24 protein-coding genes are annotated in these 18,964 nt (G+C 57.0%); 12 read left to right on the forward strand and 12 right to left on the reverse strand.

Features of this window, described 5'->3' with window-relative positions:
- Positions 1–16 precede the first annotated feature (16 nt).
- Positions 17–847, forward strand: coding sequence for an exodeoxyribonuclease III (gene xth, locus SIB72_RS00245; RefSeq protein WP_413744236.1), 831 nt, complete (start codon positions 17–19; stop codon positions 845–847).
- Between the two features lie 34 nt (positions 848–881).
- Here the strand turns inward: xth and SIB72_RS00250 are convergent, their stop codons facing one another.
- Entirely contained in the window at positions 882–2,339 is a 1,458-nt protein-coding gene (locus SIB72_RS00250; RefSeq protein ID WP_413744237.1) for an FAD-linked oxidase C-terminal domain-containing protein, read from the reverse strand.
- Between the two features lie 137 nt (positions 2,340–2,476).
- On the opposite strand from SIB72_RS00250, the gene hemL reads away from it, so the two are divergent.
- The 3 genes from hemL to SIB72_RS00265 all read left to right on the forward strand — a co-directional run bounded on the left by hemL (position 2,477) and on the right by SIB72_RS00265 (position 6,105).
- Positions 2,477–3,778 (forward strand): glutamate-1-semialdehyde 2,1-aminomutase, encoded by a 1,302-nt coding sequence (hemL, locus tag SIB72_RS00255; RefSeq protein ID WP_115118921.1) that lies wholly within the window; start codon positions 2,477–2,479, stop codon positions 3,776–3,778.
- 18 nt (positions 3,779–3,796) lie between these two features.
- The gene (locus SIB72_RS00260; RefSeq protein ID WP_413744238.1) at positions 3,797–5,062 is read left to right on the forward strand and encodes a carbohydrate porin; all 1,266 of its coding nucleotides are present in this window, start codon (positions 3,797–3,799) and stop codon (positions 5,060–5,062) included.
- 101 nt (positions 5,063–5,163) lie between these two features.
- Positions 5,164–6,105, forward strand: a complete 942-nt coding sequence (locus SIB72_RS00265; protein ID WP_413744239.1) for a DUF481 domain-containing protein — start codon at positions 5,164–5,166, stop codon at positions 6,103–6,105.
- An 83-nt stretch (positions 6,106–6,188) separates the two neighbouring features.
- On the opposite strand, the gene SIB72_RS00270 is transcribed toward SIB72_RS00265, so the two are convergent.
- On the reverse strand, positions 6,189–6,371 hold the full coding sequence (locus tag SIB72_RS00270) for a hypothetical protein (protein WP_115018599.1): 183 nt from the start codon (positions 6,369–6,371) through the stop codon (positions 6,189–6,191).
- Between the two features lie 63 nt (positions 6,372–6,434).
- Between SIB72_RS00270 and SIB72_RS00275 the strand changes: the two genes are divergently transcribed.
- Positions 6,435–6,680, forward strand: a complete 246-nt coding sequence (locus SIB72_RS00275) for a hypothetical protein (RefSeq protein ID WP_115018597.1) — start codon at positions 6,435–6,437, stop codon at positions 6,678–6,680.
- A 53-nt stretch (positions 6,681–6,733) separates the two neighbouring features.
- Positions 6,734–7,186, forward strand: coding sequence for a hypothetical protein (locus SIB72_RS00280; RefSeq protein ID WP_413744240.1), 453 nt, complete (start codon positions 6,734–6,736; stop codon positions 7,184–7,186).
- Positions 7,187–7,383: 197 nt separating this feature from the next.
- On the opposite strand, the gene SIB72_RS00285 is transcribed toward SIB72_RS00280, so the two are convergent.
- Positions 7,384–7,701 carry a hypothetical protein gene (locus tag SIB72_RS00285; RefSeq protein ID WP_413744241.1) on the reverse strand — a complete coding sequence of 106 codons (318 nt, stop codon included), beginning with the start codon at positions 7,699–7,701 and terminating at the stop codon, positions 7,384–7,386.
- 92 nt (positions 7,702–7,793) lie between these two features.
- Here SIB72_RS00285 and SIB72_RS00290 point away from each other — a divergent pair, with 92 nt between their 5' ends.
- Entirely contained in the window at positions 7,794–8,054 is a 261-nt protein-coding gene (locus tag SIB72_RS00290) for a hypothetical protein (RefSeq protein WP_413745167.1), read from the forward strand.
- Positions 8,055–8,270: 216 nt separating this feature from the next.
- Here SIB72_RS00290 and SIB72_RS00295 read toward each other — a convergent pair whose 3' ends face one another.
- The 3 genes from SIB72_RS00295 to SIB72_RS00305 all read right to left on the reverse strand — a co-directional run bounded on the left by SIB72_RS00295 (position 8,271) and on the right by SIB72_RS00305 (position 11,536).
- Positions 8,271–8,960 carry a hypothetical protein gene (locus SIB72_RS00295; RefSeq protein WP_413744242.1) on the reverse strand — a complete coding sequence of 230 codons (690 nt, stop codon included), beginning with the start codon at positions 8,958–8,960 and terminating at the stop codon, positions 8,271–8,273.
- 1,317 nt (positions 8,961–10,277) lie between these two features.
- Positions 10,278–10,772: a YajQ family cyclic di-GMP-binding protein gene (locus SIB72_RS00300; protein ID WP_413744243.1), complete on the reverse strand. Its 495-nt coding sequence runs from the start codon at positions 10,770–10,772 to the stop codon at positions 10,278–10,280.
- Between the two features lie 314 nt (positions 10,773–11,086).
- Entirely contained in the window at positions 11,087–11,536 is a 450-nt protein-coding gene (locus tag SIB72_RS00305; protein ID WP_413744244.1) for a cupin domain-containing protein, read from the reverse strand.
- A gap of 315 nt (positions 11,537–11,851) precedes the next feature.
- Here SIB72_RS00305 and SIB72_RS00310 point away from each other — a divergent pair, with 315 nt between their 5' ends.
- Both SIB72_RS00310 and SIB72_RS00315 read left to right on the forward strand, forming a co-directional pair.
- On the forward strand, positions 11,852–12,220 hold the full coding sequence (locus tag SIB72_RS00310; RefSeq protein WP_413744245.1) for a hypothetical protein: 369 nt from the start codon (positions 11,852–11,854) through the stop codon (positions 12,218–12,220).
- A gap of 74 nt (positions 12,221–12,294) precedes the next feature.
- Positions 12,295–12,750, forward strand: a complete 456-nt coding sequence (locus tag SIB72_RS00315; protein WP_413745142.1) for an MAPEG family protein — start codon at positions 12,295–12,297, stop codon at positions 12,748–12,750.
- Positions 12,751–12,760: 10 nt separating this feature from the next.
- Here SIB72_RS00315 and SIB72_RS00320 read toward each other — a convergent pair whose 3' ends face one another.
- Together SIB72_RS00320 and SIB72_RS00325 are read right to left on the reverse strand one after the other, a co-directional pair.
- A complete protein-coding gene (locus SIB72_RS00320) occupies positions 12,761–13,231 on the reverse strand; it encodes a nucleoside 2-deoxyribosyltransferase (RefSeq protein WP_413744246.1) in 471 nt (156 codons plus the stop codon).
- A 61-nt stretch (positions 13,232–13,292) separates the two neighbouring features.
- Positions 13,293–14,207, reverse strand: a complete 915-nt coding sequence (locus SIB72_RS00325; protein WP_115118937.1) for an SPFH domain-containing protein — start codon at positions 14,205–14,207, stop codon at positions 13,293–13,295.
- Positions 14,208–14,316: 109 nt separating this feature from the next.
- Here SIB72_RS00325 and SIB72_RS00330 point away from each other — a divergent pair, with 109 nt between their 5' ends.
- Positions 14,317–14,775, forward strand: a complete 459-nt coding sequence (locus tag SIB72_RS00330) for an NfeD family protein (RefSeq protein ID WP_413744247.1) — start codon at positions 14,317–14,319, stop codon at positions 14,773–14,775.
- Here the strand turns inward: SIB72_RS00330 and SIB72_RS00335 are convergent.
- From SIB72_RS00335 to ebsA, 3 genes are all read right to left on the reverse strand, one after another.
- Complete coding sequence (locus tag SIB72_RS00335) at positions 14,753–15,271, reverse strand: DNA recombination-mediator protein A (RefSeq protein ID WP_115018580.1); 519 nt, start codon at positions 15,269–15,271, stop codon at positions 14,753–14,755. The genes SIB72_RS00330 and SIB72_RS00335 overlap by 23 nt on opposite strands.
- 96 nt (positions 15,272–15,367) lie before the next feature.
- The gene (locus SIB72_RS00340) at positions 15,368–16,459 is read right to left on the reverse strand and encodes a phosphotransacetylase family protein (protein WP_413744248.1); all 1,092 of its coding nucleotides are present in this window, start codon (positions 16,457–16,459) and stop codon (positions 15,368–15,370) included.
- A 27-nt stretch (positions 16,460–16,486) separates the two neighbouring features.
- The gene (gene ebsA, locus SIB72_RS00345; RefSeq protein ID WP_413744249.1) at positions 16,487–16,909 is read right to left on the reverse strand and encodes a type IV pilus biogenesis protein EbsA; all 423 of its coding nucleotides are present in this window, start codon (positions 16,907–16,909) and stop codon (positions 16,487–16,489) included.
- On the opposite strand from ebsA, the gene SIB72_RS00350 reads away from it, so the two are divergent.
- A complete protein-coding gene (locus SIB72_RS00350; RefSeq protein WP_413744250.1) occupies positions 16,901–17,704 on the forward strand; it encodes an SDR family oxidoreductase in 804 nt (267 codons plus the stop codon). The genes ebsA and SIB72_RS00350 overlap by 9 nt on opposite strands.
- Here the strand turns inward: SIB72_RS00350 and map are convergent.
- Positions 17,685–18,524: a type I methionyl aminopeptidase gene (gene map, locus SIB72_RS00355; RefSeq protein WP_413745143.1), complete on the reverse strand. Its 840-nt coding sequence runs from the start codon at positions 18,522–18,524 to the stop codon at positions 17,685–17,687. The two genes, SIB72_RS00350 and map, sit on opposite strands and share 20 nt — an antisense overlap.
- A 113-nt stretch (positions 18,525–18,637) precedes the next feature.
- Between map and SIB72_RS00360 the strand changes: the two genes are divergently transcribed.
- Complete coding sequence (locus SIB72_RS00360; protein WP_413744251.1) at positions 18,638–18,952, forward strand: PepSY domain-containing protein; 315 nt, start codon at positions 18,638–18,640, stop codon at positions 18,950–18,952.
- Positions 18,953–18,964 lie beyond the last annotated feature (12 nt).

An 18,964-nucleotide genomic window follows, 5' to 3' on the forward strand; every position in this document is an offset into this window, starting at 1 on the left:
CGATGGAAGGAACCCCATGCTGATTGCCAGCTGGAACGTCAACTCTGTACGGACCCGTCTGGAGCATGTGCTGGCCTGGCTGGAGCGCACCCAGCCGGATCTTCTCTGCTTACAGGAAACCAAAGTGGATGACCCCCTCTTTCCTGTTGCCGCCTTCGAATCGAGCGGCTATCAGCTCAGCTTCCATGGTCAGAAGGCCTACAACGGCGTGGCCATGCTCAGTCGCGAGCCACTCGACGATGTGCGCAAAGGCTTCATCGGTGAACTGGCTGAGGATGACGAAGCCCTGCAACTCGGGGAGCAGAAACGGGTGATCAGCGCCCTGATCGACGGTGTGCGCGTGGTGAACCTTTACGTGCCGAACGGATCTGGTCTGACGTCAGAAAAATATCCCTACAAACTGCGTTGGCTGGCGTGTCTCAAGCGCTATCTCGAAGCAGCACGAACGCGAGATGAACCTCTCTGTGTGGTGGGGGACTTCAACATTGCGATGGAACCCCGTGACATCCATGACCCTGAGCGCCTCAGCGGAGGAATCATGGCCACCGACGCCGAACGGGAGGCCTTGCAGCAAGCCCTCGGCGACAGCATGAACGACGTGTTCCGCGTGTTTGAACCTGATGCGGGTCACTGGAGTTGGTGGGATTACCGAAGCGGCGCCTGGAACCGTGACAGCGGCTGGCGTATCGACCACATTTATCTTTCCGACGACTTGCTCAGCACTGCACGAGGCTGCGTGATCGACAAGCAGGAACGAGGACGCGAGCAGCCCAGCGACCATGCGCCAGTGGTGGTGGATCTGTGTTGGCCTCCGGCAGAGGAGGACGACGAGGACGACTGGGGATGAACTGTTCTGAACCAAGCCCCTGGCTGGGGTTGGTTCAGAAGGCGACCACTGAGGAATCGGCCGGGAGTGTCACAACCTTGCGGGAGGCCTCTGCACAGCTGGTGGGGGTGGGGAAGATCTTGCCGGGGTTTGCCAGTCCCTCGGGGTCAAACGCCAGCCGCAGTCGGCGCATGGTGGCCAGATCATCAGGCGAGAACATCCAGTCGAGATAACAGCGCTTATCGGCGCCCACACCGTGCTCACCGGTGATGCTGCCCCCCACAGCCAGGCACTCACGCAAGATCGCCGCACCGAGCTCTTTGACACGGGCATCCACGCCGGGCTCATCACGGCTGTAGAGGATCAATGGATGCAGATTGCCGTCGCCGGCATGGAAGACATTGGCAACAGGAAGACCATGGTCCCGGCTGAGGTCCTCGATCGCGGACAGCACCTGAGGCAGGCTGCTGCGAGGAACCACTCCGTCCTGGACGTAATAGGTGGATGAGATCTGGCCTACGGCGGCGAAGGCGGACTTGCGCCCCTTCCACAGCAGAGCCCGATCGGCAGCCTCATCGGCCCGGCGCACGCCTCGGGCTCCGGCATCACAGCAGAGCTGAGCAGCACGGTCTGCGGAGACAGCCACTTCAGCCGCTTGGCCATCAAGTTCGACCAACAACACCGCAGCGGCATCACGCGGGTATTCGTCGTGCCCGAACAGGTCGTTCACCGCATTGATCATGAAGTTGTCCATGATCTCCATCCCGGCAGGCAGCACTCCAGCAGCGGTGACCAGCCGTACCGCCTCTCCAGCCGCTTCCATCGTCGGAAAATCAGCCAGCAGCACACTGACGCGCTCCGGAGCCCGCAAGAGGCGCAAGGTAATAGCCGTGGCGATCCCGAGCGTGCCTTCACTACCGATGAACGCACCACGCAGATCCAGCTCAGGACACTCCACCAGATCGGCCCCGAGATGGGTGACGCTGCCATCAGGAAGGACCACTTCCATGCCCAGCACATGGTTACTGGTAACGCCGTATTTCAAGCAATGCACGCCACCAGAGTTCTCGGCCACGTTGCCGCCGATGCTGCACACCACCTGGCTTGAGGGATCCGGGGCGTAATAGAACCCTTCCCCCGCCACCGCTCGGGTGACCCAGCTATTGATCACCCCCGGCTGAACCGTGATCGTCTGATTCGGCAGGTCAAGAGCAAGAATCTGCCGCATTCGGCTGGTGACCACCAACAGCGCCTCCTGCTCGGTCACTGCCCCTCCGGACAAGCCTGTGCCACTGCCTCGAGCGACGAAGGGCACGCCGTGCTCGCGGCAGCAACGCAGCGTGGCCGCCACCTGATCCGTCGTGCGTGGCAACACCGCCAGAGGGGGCTGATGACGGTCAATCGTTAAACCATCACAGTCGTACGCCAGCAATTCCTGACGTTTGCGCACCAGAGCATCAGACGGGAGGAGCCGGCTGAGATCTCTGTCCAGAGCTGCCCAGTCGTGGGTCAAGGGGCGCAAATTCGCTTCCGACAACTCTGACAGAACCGGAGCTGGAGCAGCAGGGCCAGGTTCACAGTTCAGTCGCAAGTGACCATTTTGAGTCAGGATGCTTCACGGTTTGCATCTGCCCCTTGGCATCCGTCCCCGTGACAGCTCCCACCCTGAACACCAGCCACTCCCAGGCCATCTTCAGTGCTGCCCAGAGCCTGATGCCTGGTGGAGTGAGCTCGCCGGTGCGGGCGTTCAAGTCGGTGGGCGGCCAGCCGATCGTCTTTGACAGGGTCAAAGGTCCCTACGCATGGGACGTCGATGGCAACAAATACATCGATTACATCGGCAGCTGGGGGCCGGCCATTTGTGGCCATGCCCATCCAGAGGTGATCAGCGCCCTCCAAGAAGCCATTGAGAAGGGCACCAGCTTCGGGGCACCCTGCGCCTTGGAAAACACCCTGGCAGAAATGGTGATCGACGCCGTCCCCAGCGTTGAGATGGTGCGTTTCGTCAACAGTGGAACCGAGGCCTGCATGGCCGTTCTGCGCCTGATCCGTGCCTTCACGGGTCGTGACAAGGTGATCAAATTCGAGGGGTGCTACCACGGGCACGCCGACATGTTCCTAGTGAAGGCTGGTTCCGGTGTTGCCACCCTCGGACTCCCCGACTCCCCTGGGGTGCCGCGCAGTACGACCGCCAATACCCTGACCGCCCCTTACAACGACCTTGAGGCCGTCAAGCAATTGTTTGCCGAGAACCCTGACGCCATCTCCGGCGTGATTCTCGAGCCCATCGTCGGCAATGCCGGTTTCATCACCCCTGAGCCAGGCTTCCTGGAAGGACTGCGAGAGATCACCAAAGAAAACGGCGCTCTGCTGGTGTTCGACGAGGTGATGACGGGCTTCCGCATCAGCTATGGAGGGGCTCAGGCCCACTTCGGTGTGACGCCTGACCTGACCACCATGGGCAAGGTCATTGGCGGAGGCCTCCCCGTGGGTGCCTATGGCGGACGCAAGGAGATCATGGAAATGGTGGCTCCTGCTGGCCCGATGTACCAGGCCGGAACCCTCAGCGGCAATCCCCTGGCCATGACGGCTGGCATCAAGACACTTGAGCTGCTCAAGCAACCTGGCAGCTACGACAAGCTCACCGCCACGACCGAAAAGCTGATTGCAGGGATCAAAGCTGCTGCTACGGAAGCGGGGCTTCCGATTACAGGGGGCAGCATCGGAGCCATGTTCGGCTTCTTCCTGTGTGAAGGCCCTGTTCGCAACTTTGAAGAAGCCAAAGCAACTGACGCGGAGCGTTTCGGCAAGCTGCACCGCGCCATGCTTGAGCGTGGTGTGTACCTCGCCCCTAGCGCCTTTGAAGCTGGCTTCACCTCCCTGGCCCACAGCGATGGTGATATCGAGGCCACCATTCAGGCCTTCCGCGACAGCTTCGCCGCCATTGCCTAAGCCTTACCCACCAGAGCCATGACCTGCAGATGCACGGTTCAGCGAATGCTGGCCGGCCTGGCAGGTCTTTTTGTTGCCGGATTACAACCACAGGCTGCTGCGGCAAGCCCGATGCAGTCCTGGTTGGGGCTTCCCGAGTGGGTTGACTTCAATGTTGACTACACCGCAGAACCGATGGCGGGGCTTCTGGGTGGCTTGAATCCAGCTGCTGCGAGCTGGATTCAAGCCACGGTGCTCAACCTGACACTCAGCTCCGGAATTGAGAAAGCAGCACAAGACTGGTCGGAAGTCGACCACTGGCAGCTCAATCTGGAGCTCAGTCACTATGCGGGCAATCAGAATTTTGCCAACGAACTTGGTGCAGGATTTGCACTGCAAGAGCTGTCATATCCAGACGGCACTTGGATCAGTGAATCCAGCATTCGCCGCAATCGTGGCACGAGCTGGTGGAGTACAGAGGTCGGATTGATCTCACTCAATCCTGATTTCCTGGTCACACCAGCCACGAACAACTACATCAACTCCACCTTCAACAACACGCTCAATCTCCTAGTTGAGGGGTTACCAATCAATCCGTTTGTGGCACCTGGAGTGCGATTCAGCGTGCATACAACTGCACTTGGAGATACGAGCTATGGCTACTTCAATCTGGACAAGGAAAACAACATCGCCGCAAGCCTGGGTGTCAATCCCGAACAACCTGATCTCCGCGGGAGTGTTCAGGTAGTGCAATGGAGCATGAATCCTTTACCAGCACGCACAGACCTGCTGGAGCCCATTGAGATCCAGAGCAACAACAGCCATGTGGCGCGACAGCTCCCGCCACCCGCCGTCCAATTAGGAGGGTTACTGGCCAACACCGAACTCCTGACAGAGAACGCCTCTGATATCGGCGACGGGATCAATCGCGTGGTCTACGCATCCATCACCTGGCCAATGGATCTACCCATTGGCCAGGACAACAGGGTGTGGATCGCAGGCGCCCTAGGTCTCGACTCTGCCAACAACCCAGTACCAAGCTTTGCTGAAGCCGGCTGGCTTTCTCAAGGTCCCGTACCGCATCGCCCACTGGATGTCCTCGCCTTAGGCATCAGCCGCAGCAGCTTCAGCCCAACGCTGCTGCCCAAACAAAGCTTTGAAGGTGTGATTGAACTGAACTATGCGATCTGGATCTCCCAACACGTTCAGTTGCAACCCCTGATGCAATGGATTCTCAATCCATCTGGTCGTGGTTCCGTGCCTGGGATCTGGGCCACGGGGTTACAGCTGAATCTGAATCTTTAAGCAGTTGATGCCCACGAGCACAGACCGATTGATCAAGCCTCAACGAAGAACACCAATGCAAGCAGTGGCATGAGACAGTAGCCGCGGTTCTTCGATGCCCCTTGGTCTACACCTTCAACTCTGGGGCCCACCGCCCAATCGGTGCGCTCGCCGTCATCACTGTGCTTGCGAGCGGAGTCACGTGTCCGATAGGCAGAGCTCAAGCCGAGACGGTGGAGCTAATCCTGCGCAATGGTGACAGCCTCAAAGGCACCATCGTCAAGGAAGAGAGCAACGGAGACGTCACCGTGCTGATCCATCCGGACCTTGGACGCATGGAGATCAAGAAAGCAGCGCTCAAGCCCCGTACCACCAGGCCCTGGAGCGCCAGTCTGTCCGCCGGTATCAACAGTTCCAACACTGACGATGACCTTTCCGCAGGCGGAGCACTGACACTGTCTGCGAAGTACAAGCAGAACAAGGACGAGCTGACCTTCAATGGTCAGGCCCATTACGACGTTTCTCGCGATGTCGGAGAAACCGAGAACAGTGTCGACACCAACGAAGGGAATGCCGAACTGCGCTACTCCCGCCAACTCAAGGGCGACCTCAGCACCTACATCTCCGGCCGCTACAACTACGACGCGCTCAATGCGATCGGAACCGACACCGTGGTCGGTTCGATCGGACTGGGCCTTGATGTGGTCAAAACGCCAACCACCGTGGTGAACCTGTCCATCGGCCCTTCACTGCAACAGCTCTGGGGTGGCTCTGGCTGCATCAATGATCCGGTCTGCGGCAACCTCTACGCCGCCAGCACAGCGCGAGCTCATATGGAGTGGAAACCCAACAAAAACATCAAGCTGAGCCTCACCAACCAGTTCACCGGAGCCTATGTGAATGGGCTCTCGCCGAGCAATACATTTTCCGGAACCCTGAAGGTATTCCCAACGGGCAATCAGTCATTTTTTACCTCATTCAGTGCTCAGACCATTTACAACTCGCTCCAAACACCACAAATCAACAACAGCATGTCAATTCAGCTCGGAACCGAATTGAAGTGATCAAGTCACAACGCAGTTCACAGCTTCTCAATCCTGCCCCTTAAAAGACTTTCACCAAAAACCTTTTAAGCATCAAACTTGATCTATTTCTTCTTGCCATCAAGCAAATCAATCAACCCTTGCAACTTTTCGATCGACTCCCGCACCGCAGCCGCCTCAGGCATGGTGCCGTCCTCCATCACCGCAAGGTGCATCTCCTTGCACATATTGCGTAATTGCTGAATTCTCTGCTTGACGTCGGCTTTCTTTTCAGCTGCAGTCGGCATTGAAATCCAAGCAATTTTGGCAGCTTACCATTTACAGCATGGAAACATGGGACGATTCTGCCGATGGCGCGTGACATCCCAGCCCAGGAGCAGACACGCAAGTGGTTCCGCAGCCATCTGCTTGGCCGCGAACTGGAATTACAAGAGCTGTATGACTTAGCCCCTGGAGAGCTGGATCTGCTGATGGCGGAAACAGCGGAGATCCGCTCCGACCTCGAAAACAAAGCCCGTAGCCATGGCCGGTGGTGCACCGCCGGCTACGTGCTTCAACTGGCTCGGATCATCGATGCACGCCGCGATGCCGAGTAAAGGATTCCCAGGGATGATGCAGACATGATCCGCCGGCCCTGGAGCCTCCATCTGTGAATGCGCCCCTTGCCGACCAGCTGCTGGCCATGGGCATGCAGGACCTCGACATCGGGCTGGTGCTAGCCAGGCTTGGCGATGAGCACTACGACCTCAATGACACGTGCTTGCTTGCGGAAGTCTTGGCTCCCAATCGGATCCAGGCGATCGAAACCTTTATCTGGGGTCATCTGAGACCAAGCTTTCGCGGCAAACGTTTCTGCCTGAGCCCCGATTTCCTCAAATCAAATGTTGACTGGGGCAGTGCCTGGCGACTGCTGCGTCAACGGCACGGCATGGGCTGTGTCCAGCTCCCCAAGGAATCGGACCAGGCCATGGTGCGTTTCCTGTTCGTGGCAGGCCGCAATGCCCTGTCGCCAAACACTCCAGTCCTAGATCTTGATCAAGCCGATCCGCACTGCAGCGATCAGCTGATCTGGGGACAGCCCCTGAAAGCAAGCGCGTCCTGAACAAGGCCAAGACCACCCGAGCAAGGACTCACAGGGCGAAGAGCATCTCGATCAGCGGTGCCGATCAGCCCAAGGGAGCAAACCAACAACCAACCTCAACCTCAACCTCAACCTCAACCTCAACCTAGGCAACGCCAATCCATGCGAATGCATGCATCACGCACGGTAGATGAGGCTTACCCTCGCCCAGTTTGCAACTAGTTTGGACCACAGACTTTGCGTGCCATCCCTCTTCGCCAATAGATCGACGGATTCCGCTGACCCTCAACCTTAAGAGCAATACTGTCATCATTTACAACAGAATAGTCGCCTCCATACTTCCACGCAGAAGCGACATTCCTGCCATTCACCGGCAAGTAATAAATGCCCTTTTCAGCATAAATCACATCAGACGTGAAACATCCACCGAAGTAATTCCATGACGTCTTGTTATTGGGCGCTGCGCTTACTGAAAAAGGAACAAAGAGAAAAAGCAGCAAAGGCAAAAACTGCTGCAACTGAATCACTTGCTTCATCAAGAGGCGAAGGCTCGTCCTTCATGGGGGCTTGACTGCAACGATAGGGAGCATCCGTCAATGCGCCGCAAACTCTGATTGAGCGGAGAACCATGGCAACGATGATCGGCGCGAAACCTGGCGGAGCTCAGGAGCAGATCATTGCCTTCGCAAGGACAGGCAGATCGAAATCAGCCGTGGAGCTGCGCAAACCAGAAGCCGGCCAATTGCCAACTGGACCAGAGGAAGATGGCCAAAAAGAGCCAGTTCATCCACGCCGGTCGATTTCTGTTTTCAAACATGGACTCCCAAGCAAGGCTGGGCTCATCTTCGCCGCCAACCACGCAAGCCCTGAAGAACCCGTCATGGTTTGATGCTGGCCACCCAGCTTGGGAACACCACTTGCCTCCCCTGATGCGGCCACTCCCCATTCTTAAGTTGTAGACCTGAGATCACCAACACTGCTCAAGCACATCAGCTGACCATGTTGGCGATCAACCAATCAGGAAATCAGTACGGACAACAAAGAGATCAAGGCCAACGGCTTTGGCCTAGCACTTGCTTGGAACAAGACTGTGAACGCACAGAAGCTAAGGACCCTCGTTCAAGAAGGGCGGATTAAAAACATAGTTTTCACCATAAACCTCGCACAGCGTCAGAAGCTTTTTATCGCTCAGGGGTACTTGAATTAAGTTGTGATCAACACGTGAAAAAACTCGGCAGCGCGTCCTTGGCGGGTCGCCTACATCAACACCAACCATGACTTCATAAACGAGATCACTGTCAGTGATGGGGTCGGCAGTCATTGGTTTCTTGTAGACCTGATGATCCCATGAACAACAACTAGACCGACCACTTGCAACGTAATAGTCGGAGATACGCTTAAACCCAGCATATCCACCCTGGAAGAAAAGATAGGCGTTGATCGGCCCAGGACCGACAGAAGTCTTGAAGATACGATGCTCACAATTGGGACCTGCACCGCAGGCACCAGTCTCTTCAATTTCAAACAGTCCATCCGCATCAATATCTCTCAACCGCCAACCACCTGTAGGAGCTTGAGAGACAGACTGTGTGCGTTTGAGCAGCGAGAGACAGGATTCACTGCCTTGAGGCTGGAATTCAACGTGGAGCGTTCGACTCTTTGTCGCATCACATTGACGTTGCGTGATGCGAATCCGAGAGCCATCTGCATTGAGCTTCTCAGAATACATGACATCACATGCAGCAAAGGCTGAACCATGGCTCAACAGCAAGGCTGCAACAAGAAATGTTCGCATCAACTCAGCTTAAAACACTGTCGAATCTGATAGTTGATGCCACGGGCTGGTAAACCGAAGAGCCTTGACCAGTCCTCACCAGAACAATACCCAGGCCCGGTGAGTTCAGCATGGACCTTGGCATGTCTCCCTCCTGGATGAACTAGAAGATTAAAGATGTCATCCATCCAATCCCTTGGCCAAACACAAGCAACAAGCAAGCATTGGGGCTGGAATTTTGCGAGAATCTGTCACTTTGATTGCAAACAAGATATGGCCGAGAAGCATTGCTACCAATAAGGAAAGCGCATCTCACGCATGGACTCACTGATCGCAATCATCCTGACACTGGCAATAGCGTCAACGGCAAGCGTCATGGCGCTAACAACGCCAGATCTAGAAATCAAACCATCGACAGATCGCTCAACAGGCACAATAAAAAATCCTAGCAATATCGAATGAAGCGAGTCGTGGCACTAGTTGCAGTGTTCAAAGCGCGCAGGGTGCACAACCATAGAGACAGTTAACAAGTTGAGCGATCACCCCAATGTAGAAAATTTGACAAAATGGTCGAACGCAAAACCTAGAAAGGTACCTGCTCAGAATGGCATCTAGGGCAAGTTAGCGATGATGTTACCGCCAAGAGGCTGAGATTGGATGGCACTCGAGATACAGCATTCAAAACAATCAATGATCACTGCAATAAGACTGAGGCGAAGGAGTTCTGACCTCAAAAGAGCAAAAAAGCTAGACACGGCATGACAATGCAGCCCTCGCTGGCATCAATAAAATCATTCGCTCACATCCAAAGCCATCAATCAATCAATCAATCTGCTCTCACTCACCAATCAGGCTGATCTCAGAATGGAGGAATCACTGTTCTATTCCCCGAGGTTGATCTTATTTGAGTACCCCTGCCACTTGAGGTCGAAGCGGCATAGGTAATTCTCCCATTATCCTCAACGATTTTTACATGACACTCATCAACCGTTCCACCAGCATAATTCCTGCAATTTGAATAGTAATAACTAACGACCTTCCCATCACTGATCCACCTAACTTTGACCCCCGACATGCTGCCGTTGCGCCATAGCCTGGTCAAAATACAATTCTCCTTCACGCCATTGAAGTGGCATTCGGATTGAACCTGAGAAGATACTGTGGACGGAAAGACCATGAGAATGATCAGCCCAAGAACAGACCTCTTGAAGATTGTCTGTTCCATTGCCTTCGTTTCTACTGAGTTCAGCTTGAACCCCATCGATAAGTTTGACGACAGAGAGAAATTGGGATACCGACCAAGAGTCGAAACCTGCTGTTAAAGCGAGGAAAGTATCACTAGCGGTAGTTCTCGAACTGGAGAGGCACGTCTAGATCATCCTCCTTGGTTTTCAGCAGCTGGATCGCCTGCTGTAGATCGTCCTTGCTCTTTCCAGTGATGCGCAGGCTCTCCCCCTGAATCGCAACAGTGACTTTCTTCAGCTCATCACGGACGCTCTTGCTCAGCTTCTTGGCAAGCTCCTGACTGAGCCCCTTGCGCAACTTCACCACCTGCTTCACCCGGTTACCGCCCACGGCCTCAGGGGTCTGAAAATCAAAGATTTTGAGCGAAAGGTTGCGCTTGGTCGCCTTGGCGCGGAGCACATCCTCCACAGCCTGAAGGGTCATATCGCTGGCAGTGGTAATCACCACCTCGGTCTCCTCGAGATCGATCTCCGTCGCTGAGTCCTTGAGGTCATAACGGTTGCCAACATCCCGGCGAACCTGATCAAGGGTATTCACCAGCTCCTGGCGGTCAAAATCGGAGACCACATCAAATGAAAAGCTTGCCAAAACGCTGCTCTCTTCGTTGCCGACTGAGTTCAGTCTTGCAATCAGAGCGCCGAGCTGCCAACTGCAGCACCTCAACAGGTGTCTCTAGCGCTAGGAGAGAAGAGGTGCATGCCCTCAACCCAGTCAGTCAAAAGCCACGGTGACCGCTTCGGTGGGATTGCATGCAAAGCAACAGCCATCACCACAAGCACAGCCAAGATCCATCAACGGCGGCCAACCAGTTCTGATCAAAGCGCGCTGCAATGACATGAACCGACTCTGACTCAAGCTTTGGCTTATCAATCAAAGTGCTGGCTCAATAAGGCTTCGGTTTTTCATGGCTTGGTCAATACTGTCGTTGGGACTCCTTTCTCACCTGCATAAACGACAACAACATTGACATCTTTTGAGCCCAGAGCCTTGCCCGAATGAATGGTATTAACCACCTCAATCAAGGCATCACCTTCTTGGTAGATCTTTTTCCTACCATCCTTTAACTGCAGCTCAAGATTCCCCTGAAGGATGACAGCGGCATTAATGACAGGGTGATAGTGCCAAGGCAAGGTGACACCCGCGGGAATTGTGATTCGAAGAACCTTCACTTCAGGTTGTCCACGGGGATACTTCGGCAAAATCGCCCCGTTCCATTGACGGCTCGAGTTCGCTAATTCTTCAACTGTGACACCCAACTCTGAGGCGCCATGGCCGTCATGGGTCCTTCCAGGGGCCGCAATCAGACCCGAAGCAACCAGCAACAGCGGCAGAGTCAACACGATGTTTTTCATGGTTGCAAGGTGGGTGCTCAATACATGGTGGCGACGAGAGCAGCTGGAATGCATCACCACACCGACACGTCCAAGCGATGCCTAGCCACACTTCGCCGACCCCATTGCCGCAAGCGGTCTTCAGCAAACAACGCTTGAGTTTGAGGGTATCGAGATGCGGAACATTGGTTGCATGAGCTGCACGTCCCAGTGAGGGCCCCAGAGCACAACGCAGCCTTGAAGAGCTTGATCAGAATCACAACAACTGGAGATCCCGATCACCCAATCGTGAAGCCGAATCCATCAGCTTCCCAACAGTCATTCCGCAGTCTGGCCATGCCTCCACTTCCAGCAAACCTGAAAGCCACCCTGATCAGTTGTGCCAGCGGCACTGCCGTACTGGCCAGCGCCGCCATGGCCCACCCGATTCTGATCACCACACAGTCAGCCGCCTTCCTGCGCGATTGCGGCCATCAATCACCAGCAACGGTCAGCTCGATCTCCTCAGGCTGTCCCAACCGAGAACGAGGACTGGTGGGAAGCGGCAGCCGTCTGGAGCAGCTCCAGACGGTGCATCACAGCCGCTCTGGGATGAAAGGCCTCTGGTATCAGGTACGGATTGTGGAGAACAGCACGGCATCGCAAACCGCATCCACCCATGCGCAAGCCGGGACGATCGGTTGGCTGCGGGCGAATGCTTTCTGAGCGAAGGCTGCGGTCAGTAGGGCTCACAGCGATAGGGATCCGTTCCTTTGAATAGAGGCATCAGCATGCACACGATGCCTCTCACCGCACTCTTCACCGCCAACGCCGCGGCCCCCTTCGCCTGGTCGCTGGTGCTGGCTGGAGCCGTCGTCATCGTCAGCATCATTCCCCTGGGGGCTGCACGATCCCAAGCGGACTTCACCATGGCCGACATGGCCGCGCCGCGGGCCATGTTCGACCGCCTTCCAGCTTGGGGCCAACGGGCCAGCTGGGCGCATCAGAACAGTTTTGAAGCCTTCAGCCTGCATGCCCCTGCAGCGATTTTGTCGTTGGTCGCGGCCTGTGAAACAGGTCCACTACCAGGGCTTGCCATTGCCGCGGCCCTTCTGCAGCCAGGGTTGAGACTGCTCTACATCGGGGCCTACGTCGGCAATATTCCTCCCTTGCGGGGTCTGTGCTGGGCATCAGCGCTGATGTGCACAGGTGTGCTCTACCTGGAGGCACTCAAAGCCCTTCTCCAAGCAGCCTGATCAGTGGCGTTCAGCCCAGGGCCCACTGGGCGAGAGCTTTGTCCGGGGCTCCAATCGAGTCGATCGAGTCGTGCACGTAGCTCTCCCAGCCTTGCTGAGGCAGCCCGGCATACACCATCAGATTGAGTGGATAGTGATCCGAATCGGTACAGCGACGAAAATCATCGCGAAACAAGAACACGGGCTTAGCCAGAGCGAAAGCAACCCCCAGCTCCACCATCACGCCTTCATCGGGTGGGGTGCCGTTCACAATCGCGAACAGACCATCAGCCTCACGCACGTCTTGAAGACATTGCTGCGACACCGCGTAGGCCCAACCAGGCTGATCAAGATCGACGCCGGCATTGCGCGCGAAAGGCTCCCACACCCTCAAGCCCAAGGCCTGAAGAGCCTGGACGTAACGGGGGAGCAGCAGTTGCCGACTTTCGACTGAAAACCCCAACGGAGATGCCAGATAGATCGTCTTAGCTGTCACTGGCATCGGCTGTGATGAGCATCGGTCGACCGAAGGAAGAGCTGCTCAGAATCCTCCCCCATCTGCATCAGCCTTGATCGCCTTGAAACTGCTTCAGGGCAGCCAACAGGGCGGCAGGCGACTGAGGATCAACCATCAGCACGCTTCCACCTGGGGCATCCGCCAGTTGTTCGCCCATCGCCATCCAGTCCTTCGCGAGCATCAGACGCATCGCTTCCGCCGTCTTGGGATTGGCTTCCAAGGCTTGTGCCATCACCAGGGCTGACTTGGATTTTGCTTCGGCCAGCACCTGCTGCTGATGCGACTGAGCCTCGGATTCCAGCAGGAGTGCCTCCTTCTGAGCCTTGGCATCAAGCACAAGAGCTTCGGCGCGTCCACGTGCCTCGTTGAGCTGAGATTCCTTTTCTCCTTCTGAGCGCAGAATCGCCGCCCGCTTCTCCCGTTCCGCCGTCATCTGCTGTTCCATCGCCTGCTGCACCCCTGCGGAGGGAACGATGTCGCGCATCTCAACGCGGGTGACTTTCACGCCCCAAGGGTCCGTGGCCTGATCAAGCTCCCGAAGCAGCAACTCATTCACTTCACTGCGGGTGGTGAAGGTCTGATCGAGATCCAGCTTGCCCATCTCGGCACGGATCTGAGTCAGCACCAAATTCACCATCGCCGCCTGGAGGTTGTCAACGGCGTAATACGCCTGTGAATGCTCCAGCAGCTGCCAATAAACCACCGCATCCACTTCGATGGAGACGTTGTCACGGGTGATGCACTGCTGAGGAGGAATGTCGAGCACCCGTTCCTTGAGAGACTCGTGGCTCACGACCTTTTCCACCACTGGGAGCACAAGGGACAACCCTGGCTGAAGCTCGCGATCAAACTTTCCCAAGCGCTCAACCAGACGAGACCGTCCTCCGCTGGTCACCTTGACGCTGCCAGTGCCAAGCACCGCGAGAAGGATCAAAGCGGGCAGGCTAAAAAACGCTTCCAAAACAGCTGAGCAGTTGTTCGGACCTTAAAGACAGCGCTCCTAACGCACAAGCACGTCCACAACCGGCAGGATTGGCTTCAAAGTGTGGTGCGTTGCCGCAACAACCCCAATGACCACCTTCTGGGTGCCGCTGATCTGGCTTCTGGTCGCTGGTGTGCTGCTTGCCCTGGAACTGGCGCAACCCACCTTCGACGGCCTGATGTTCGCTGCCATAGGGGCCCTGATCGTGTCGGTGATCACCGCCCTTGGGCCGTTGCCAGTGCTGCTTCAGGTCAGTCTGTTCATCGCCATCACGGTGATAGGCACCCTCTGGCTGATGCGGTGGTCAGCCCAGCGCAATCCAGCGCCGGAGAGGCAACGGCAACGCGACGATCTCGCAGAAGTTCTGGGCACGATTGCGCCAGGCGGAGAGGGGAGGGTGCGCTGGCATGGTCAAAGCTGGGCCGCTGCGTCACTGGATCTCGACCGTTCAATCCCCGAGGGCGAACGCGTACTGGTTGTGGGGCGTGATGGAACCCAGCTTCAAGTGATGGCGCAGACCACAGTCAGTCGAAAAACAGCAGACTGACCACCTTGCCCATGTCTTCGGCACTGCGACAGCTGTTCAGCAATGTCTCACTGTCGTGGAAAGCAAGACAGATCAGCTGATCACAGCGCGTGATGATGTCTTGATTGCACAGGCTGCTTGCCAGTGGCAGAGGCAAATCGTCCTGTTCAGGCTTTTCAATCAGATGCAGTACCCGATCAAGGCTGTCCCGAATCTCCGGGACCTGCCGGTCGAGGCTCTGTGGCAGCAGAACAGTGAGTTGAGCCGGATCCACCTCGAGAACACCTCGGATCACGGCGGCATTGACACCCTGCGCTCCTGAAGTGATCAGCGAATGGCCTTCCTGAGCCAAAGAACGGGCGATCAACTCGACGAGATGAATCGCCACGACCGGGACGTGCCGACTACCAAGAATTGCGATCCGTCGTTTGCCTTTGTCCTGGAGAAGAGCCAGTTCCTGGGCAAGTGTGTCAACCCTGTCAAGGGAAGGAAGATCAAGGGAACGGCTCAAAGACATCCGGCCATTGTTAAGTTGAAATTAGCAGCAATGTCCTTGGCCAGGAAGCAGCAATCGCACCGGATCTAACTAATGCGAAAGCGAGAGATCCAGCGATCAACTGGTCCATCCCAAAGCATCGAACAATCGATCGAGCTGGCAGTGCTCTTCCACTAGACGGAACGCATAGGTGGCTTTCACCGCTTCATGAAGGCGCACATGGCCAAAGGCCTGTTCAATCACTTCAACCGTGGCAAGGGTGTCGTGTTCCACCTTCAATAAAGGCACCTCAAGTTCATCCGCCCGACTGATCAACTGAGGCAAAGGCTCACCAGCACCTGTGAGAATCAAACACTGGGTGGAAGCCTCCAGGGCTGCCAGCTGAATATCAGTGCGATCGGCACCAGTGACCACGGCCATGTTGCGGCGGCGACGGAAAAACTCCATTGCCGAATTCACGTTCATGGCGCCGATGCTCAGGGTTTCCACCAGCAGTTCAAGCCGCTCTTCACAGCACAGCACCCGGGCATCCAAGCGACGCACCAGCTCCCCCACCGTGACACTGCGGAGCAAAGGAGAACGCGGCATCACACCGAACACAGCCAGACCGAGCGATTCGAGCTCAGGCACCACATGGCGCTGCAGCGACTCGACATCATCGGGAGTGACGGCATTAAGAACGATGCCTGCCAAACGTTCTCCCAGTTGATCTCTGGCCGCCAATAGGGCATCAACGCTGCGGCTGTCTTGCCAGAGGTGGACAAGCACGACCGAGGCATCGAGGCCACGGGCCAGCTGACCGAGGCTGAGACCGTAAAGCAGGCCCTCGTGAAGACTGCCAGCCGCTTCCAGCAACGTGACCGTCTCATCGTCGCTCTGCAGTTGCTGCTGCAGACGGACAAAGCCCTCGCCGGCCTGAAGGTGTCCATCCGCCAGCCGTTGATCGGCGGTGGCGGGGGCCAGAAGGTGGAGAGAGGGAATCAGCTGATCATCCTTGAGGCCCAGGGTGGTGCCGATGAAGCGAACGTCGTCATCGATCAAAGGGTCTGGCAGCGGGCCGACCTCCGGTGACCAGTCCAGGCTTGTGGCCAGGGGCTTACCAAAGCGAACCTGCCGCCCGGAGGATGCCAACTGGCGGGCCAGGCCAAGCACAAGAGCAGACTTCCCGCTGAAGGGTTCACATGATCCGATCAGCAAGGTGGATCCCATCAACGGCTCCGCAGGCCTTTCAGAGGATCAATGTAACGGGCCTTCCCCGAGCGATCCGGTTGGGGTCTGCTCCAGCAGAAGCCATTGCCAAAAGCGGTCAGGCAGATCAGCCACACTGGCCTCAGCTTCGGCATGCATCAACCACTCCACCAGTTGGTGGCCTGGTACATCAAAGGTGTAGTGCAGAGAAGCTTCCCCGGGGAAGCTGAGCGTGCAGTGAGCCGGGGTGAGCGGAGCTCGCACCGGCTCCCAGCAGAGCAGAAAAGCATGCCCTTTCCCCTCGCCCAGTGAGCGCGCCCCCTCAAGCCGGCCACGGGAGAGCAGCGGCAACACCTGTCGCAAAGCCTGCTCGTTCTGAAGCCCACCGCAATAGGGAGCGAACAGGGCGAGCTGAGCTGCATCGGCTGGACTGATCAAAGGCCGGGCGTGTTTCTCTTCAGGATGCCCCAAGCTGGTGGGATGGCCCACATCCATGCCCCAGGAGAGCGCACGGTGCCTGAGACCACTGCATCGTCCCCATCCGGCCATCACTGGCAAGGACGCCGGATCGGAATCACCGGTGTGCGAGGCGCCTTAGGACAGGCTCTCTGCCAGCAGTTTCTGCTGAGGGGCGCCGTGGTGGTCGGTCTCAGCCATGGCCCTCGGCCCGAGCACAGCGAACCAGACCATGCTCCGCAGGAATGGAGGCAATGGACATGTGAGCAGGAGTCCGAGCTGGATCCTGTGCTGAGAACCCTTGATGTGCTTGTGCTGAACCACGGCATCAATCCTGGAGGAGACCAGCGCAGCGAGACGATCACCCAGGCCCTCACCATCAATGCCCTGAGCAGCTGGCGACTGATCAACCGCTTCGAGGCCATTGCCTCAGAGGCTGGCTGCGATGGGAAGCCAAAAGAACTCTGGGTGAACACATCGGAAGCAGAGGTCCAGCCCGCGCTAAGCCCTGGCTACGAATTGAGCAAACGTTTGATCGGCCAGCTGGTCAGCCTGCGCTGGAGCCAACGCAGCAAGGCTGAACAGCGTCAGCTTCGCCTGCGCAAGCTTGTGCTTGGACCGTTCAAATCCAATCTCAACCCGATCGGAATCATGACGGCGGATTGGGTCGCCAGGCAGGTCCTGAGCCAAGCCAACCTGGGCCTGAACCTGATCATCGTCACGCCCAATCCGTTCACGTATGTGCTGATGCCTTTGAACGAACTGGGGCGAGCGCTATACAGCAGATTATTCAGTCGCCCCGATCCGTGAGGATTTCGCAGCCATCGGACGTCACCACGATGGTGTGCTCCCACTGAGCTGAGAGGCTTCCATCCCGGGTGACAACGGTCCAGCGGTCCTTGAGGGTCCGGCACTGCTTGCTGCCCGCATTCAGGATCGGCTCCACCGCCAAGGTCATCCCTGGTCGCAGGGTGAGATTGGGGAGGTCATCAGTACGGAAATTGAAGACAGAGGGCTCTTCATGGAGATTGCGGCCCACGCCATGACCGGTGTAGTCCTCCACCACGCTGTAGCCATTGGCCAGCACGTGATCTTCCACAGCGCCAGCGATATCGAGCAGCGTGTTTCCAGCCTTGATCTTGGCAAGACCAGCCATCAAAGACTCACGGGCCACTCGGCTGAGGTTCTGAGCCTCTTCGGGCGCATCGCCAACACAGATGGTGACGCAACTATCACCGTGATAACCGTCGAAATAGGCGCCGGTGTCGACCTTCAAGAGGTCACCTTTGTGAATCACCCTCTTGGCGCTGGGAATGCCATGCACCACTTCGTTATTGATGCTGGCGCAGATGCTGGCCGGAAAACCGTGATAGCCCTTGAAACTGGGAGTGGCTCCCATTTCACGGATGCGTCGTTCAGCAATGGCATCCAAATCACCCGTGGTCTGGCCGGGCTGAACAGCCCCCATGATTTCGCGTAGCACCGTGGCCACGATCCGGCTCGCCTCAGCCATGATTTTGAGCTCCCGGGAGGATTTCACCTCCACCCCGCGACGCTGCTGAATGCGGGGGCCGGTGGATGTGGCCTTAGCACTGTTGGAGGCAGCCAGAAGGTCAGCAAACAGATTCATCGAGGCGCTCAAGAAGGTGACTGGGATGTCGCGGCAGGCGAGTCGTGATGGGCGGTGCAATCTCGACGATCCTGAATTCACGCTATCAATAGCTGCAGGATCTGTGAGAGTTAATGGCGTGGCTGCGACGGATCCGCCAGCTGCATCGATGGGTGGCTCCCTTTGTGGTGTTGCCTGTCCTGCTCACCGTGATCACAGGCATTGCCTATCGATTGGCCAAAGACTGGGGAGGGATGGAGCGCGATCAGGTGCATTGGCTGATGACACTCCACGACGGTGAGTGGCTCGGCCCTCAGCTCGAGCCTGTGATGGTGCTGCTCAACGGGCTGGGACTGCTCTGGATGCTGATCACTGGCGGCACGATGATCTGGAATCAATGGCGGACGCCCCGCCAGGAGAACTCCATAGAAGGGAGGGCGAAGGGGTAAGCTGGTTGTTTG

This window comes from Synechococcus sp. MIT S9451 (assembly GCF_047304725.1).
GTDB lineage: Bacteria > Cyanobacteriota > Cyanobacteriia > PCC-6307 > Cyanobiaceae > Synechococcus_C.

Coding starts and splice junctions, on each gene's coding strand:
- xth (WP_413744236.1), top strand. CDS start 17: ATGCTGATTGCCAGCTGGAACGTCAACTCTGTACGGACCCGTCTGGAG.
- SIB72_RS00260 (WP_413744238.1), top strand. CDS start 3,797: ATGACCTGCAGATGCACGGTTCAGCGAATGCTGGCCGGCCTGGCAGGT.
- SIB72_RS00270 (WP_115018599.1), bottom strand. CDS start 6,371: ATGCCGACTGCAGCTGAAAAGAAAGCCGACGTCAAGCAGAGAATTCAG.
- SIB72_RS00275 (WP_115018597.1), top strand. CDS start 6,435: ATGGCGCGTGACATCCCAGCCCAGGAGCAGACACGCAAGTGGTTCCGC.
- SIB72_RS00285 (WP_413744241.1), bottom strand. CDS start 7,701: ATGAAGCAAGTGATTCAGTTGCAGCAGTTTTTGCCTTTGCTGCTTTTT.
- SIB72_RS00290 (WP_413745167.1), top strand. CDS start 7,794: ATGGCAACGATGATCGGCGCGAAACCTGGCGGAGCTCAGGAGCAGATC.
- SIB72_RS00295 (WP_413744242.1), bottom strand. CDS start 8,960: ATGCGAACATTTCTTGTTGCAGCCTTGCTGTTGAGCCATGGTTCAGCC.
- SIB72_RS00305 (WP_413744244.1), bottom strand. CDS start 11,536: ATGAAAAACATCGTGTTGACTCTGCCGCTGTTGCTGGTTGCTTCGGGT.
- SIB72_RS00310 (WP_413744245.1), top strand. CDS start 11,852: ATGCCTCCACTTCCAGCAAACCTGAAAGCCACCCTGATCAGTTGTGCC.
- SIB72_RS00315 (WP_413745142.1), top strand. CDS start 12,295: ATGCCTCTCACCGCACTCTTCACCGCCAACGCCGCGGCCCCCTTCGCC.
- SIB72_RS00320 (WP_413744246.1), bottom strand. CDS start 13,231: ATGCCAGTGACAGCTAAGACGATCTATCTGGCATCTCCGTTGGGGTTT.
- SIB72_RS00330 (WP_413744247.1), top strand. CDS start 14,317: ATGACCACCTTCTGGGTGCCGCTGATCTGGCTTCTGGTCGCTGGTGTG.
- SIB72_RS00335 (WP_115018580.1), bottom strand. CDS start 15,271: ATGTCTTTGAGCCGTTCCCTTGATCTTCCTTCCCTTGACAGGGTTGAC.
- SIB72_RS00340 (WP_413744248.1), bottom strand. CDS start 16,459: ATGGGATCCACCTTGCTGATCGGATCATGTGAACCCTTCAGCGGGAAG.
- SIB72_RS00350 (WP_413744250.1), top strand. CDS start 16,901: ATGCCCCAAGCTGGTGGGATGGCCCACATCCATGCCCCAGGAGAGCGC.
- map (WP_413745143.1), bottom strand. CDS start 18,524: ATGAATCTGTTTGCTGACCTTCTGGCTGCCTCCAACAGTGCTAAGGCC.
- SIB72_RS00360 (WP_413744251.1), top strand. CDS start 18,638: ATGGCGTGGCTGCGACGGATCCGCCAGCTGCATCGATGGGTGGCTCCC.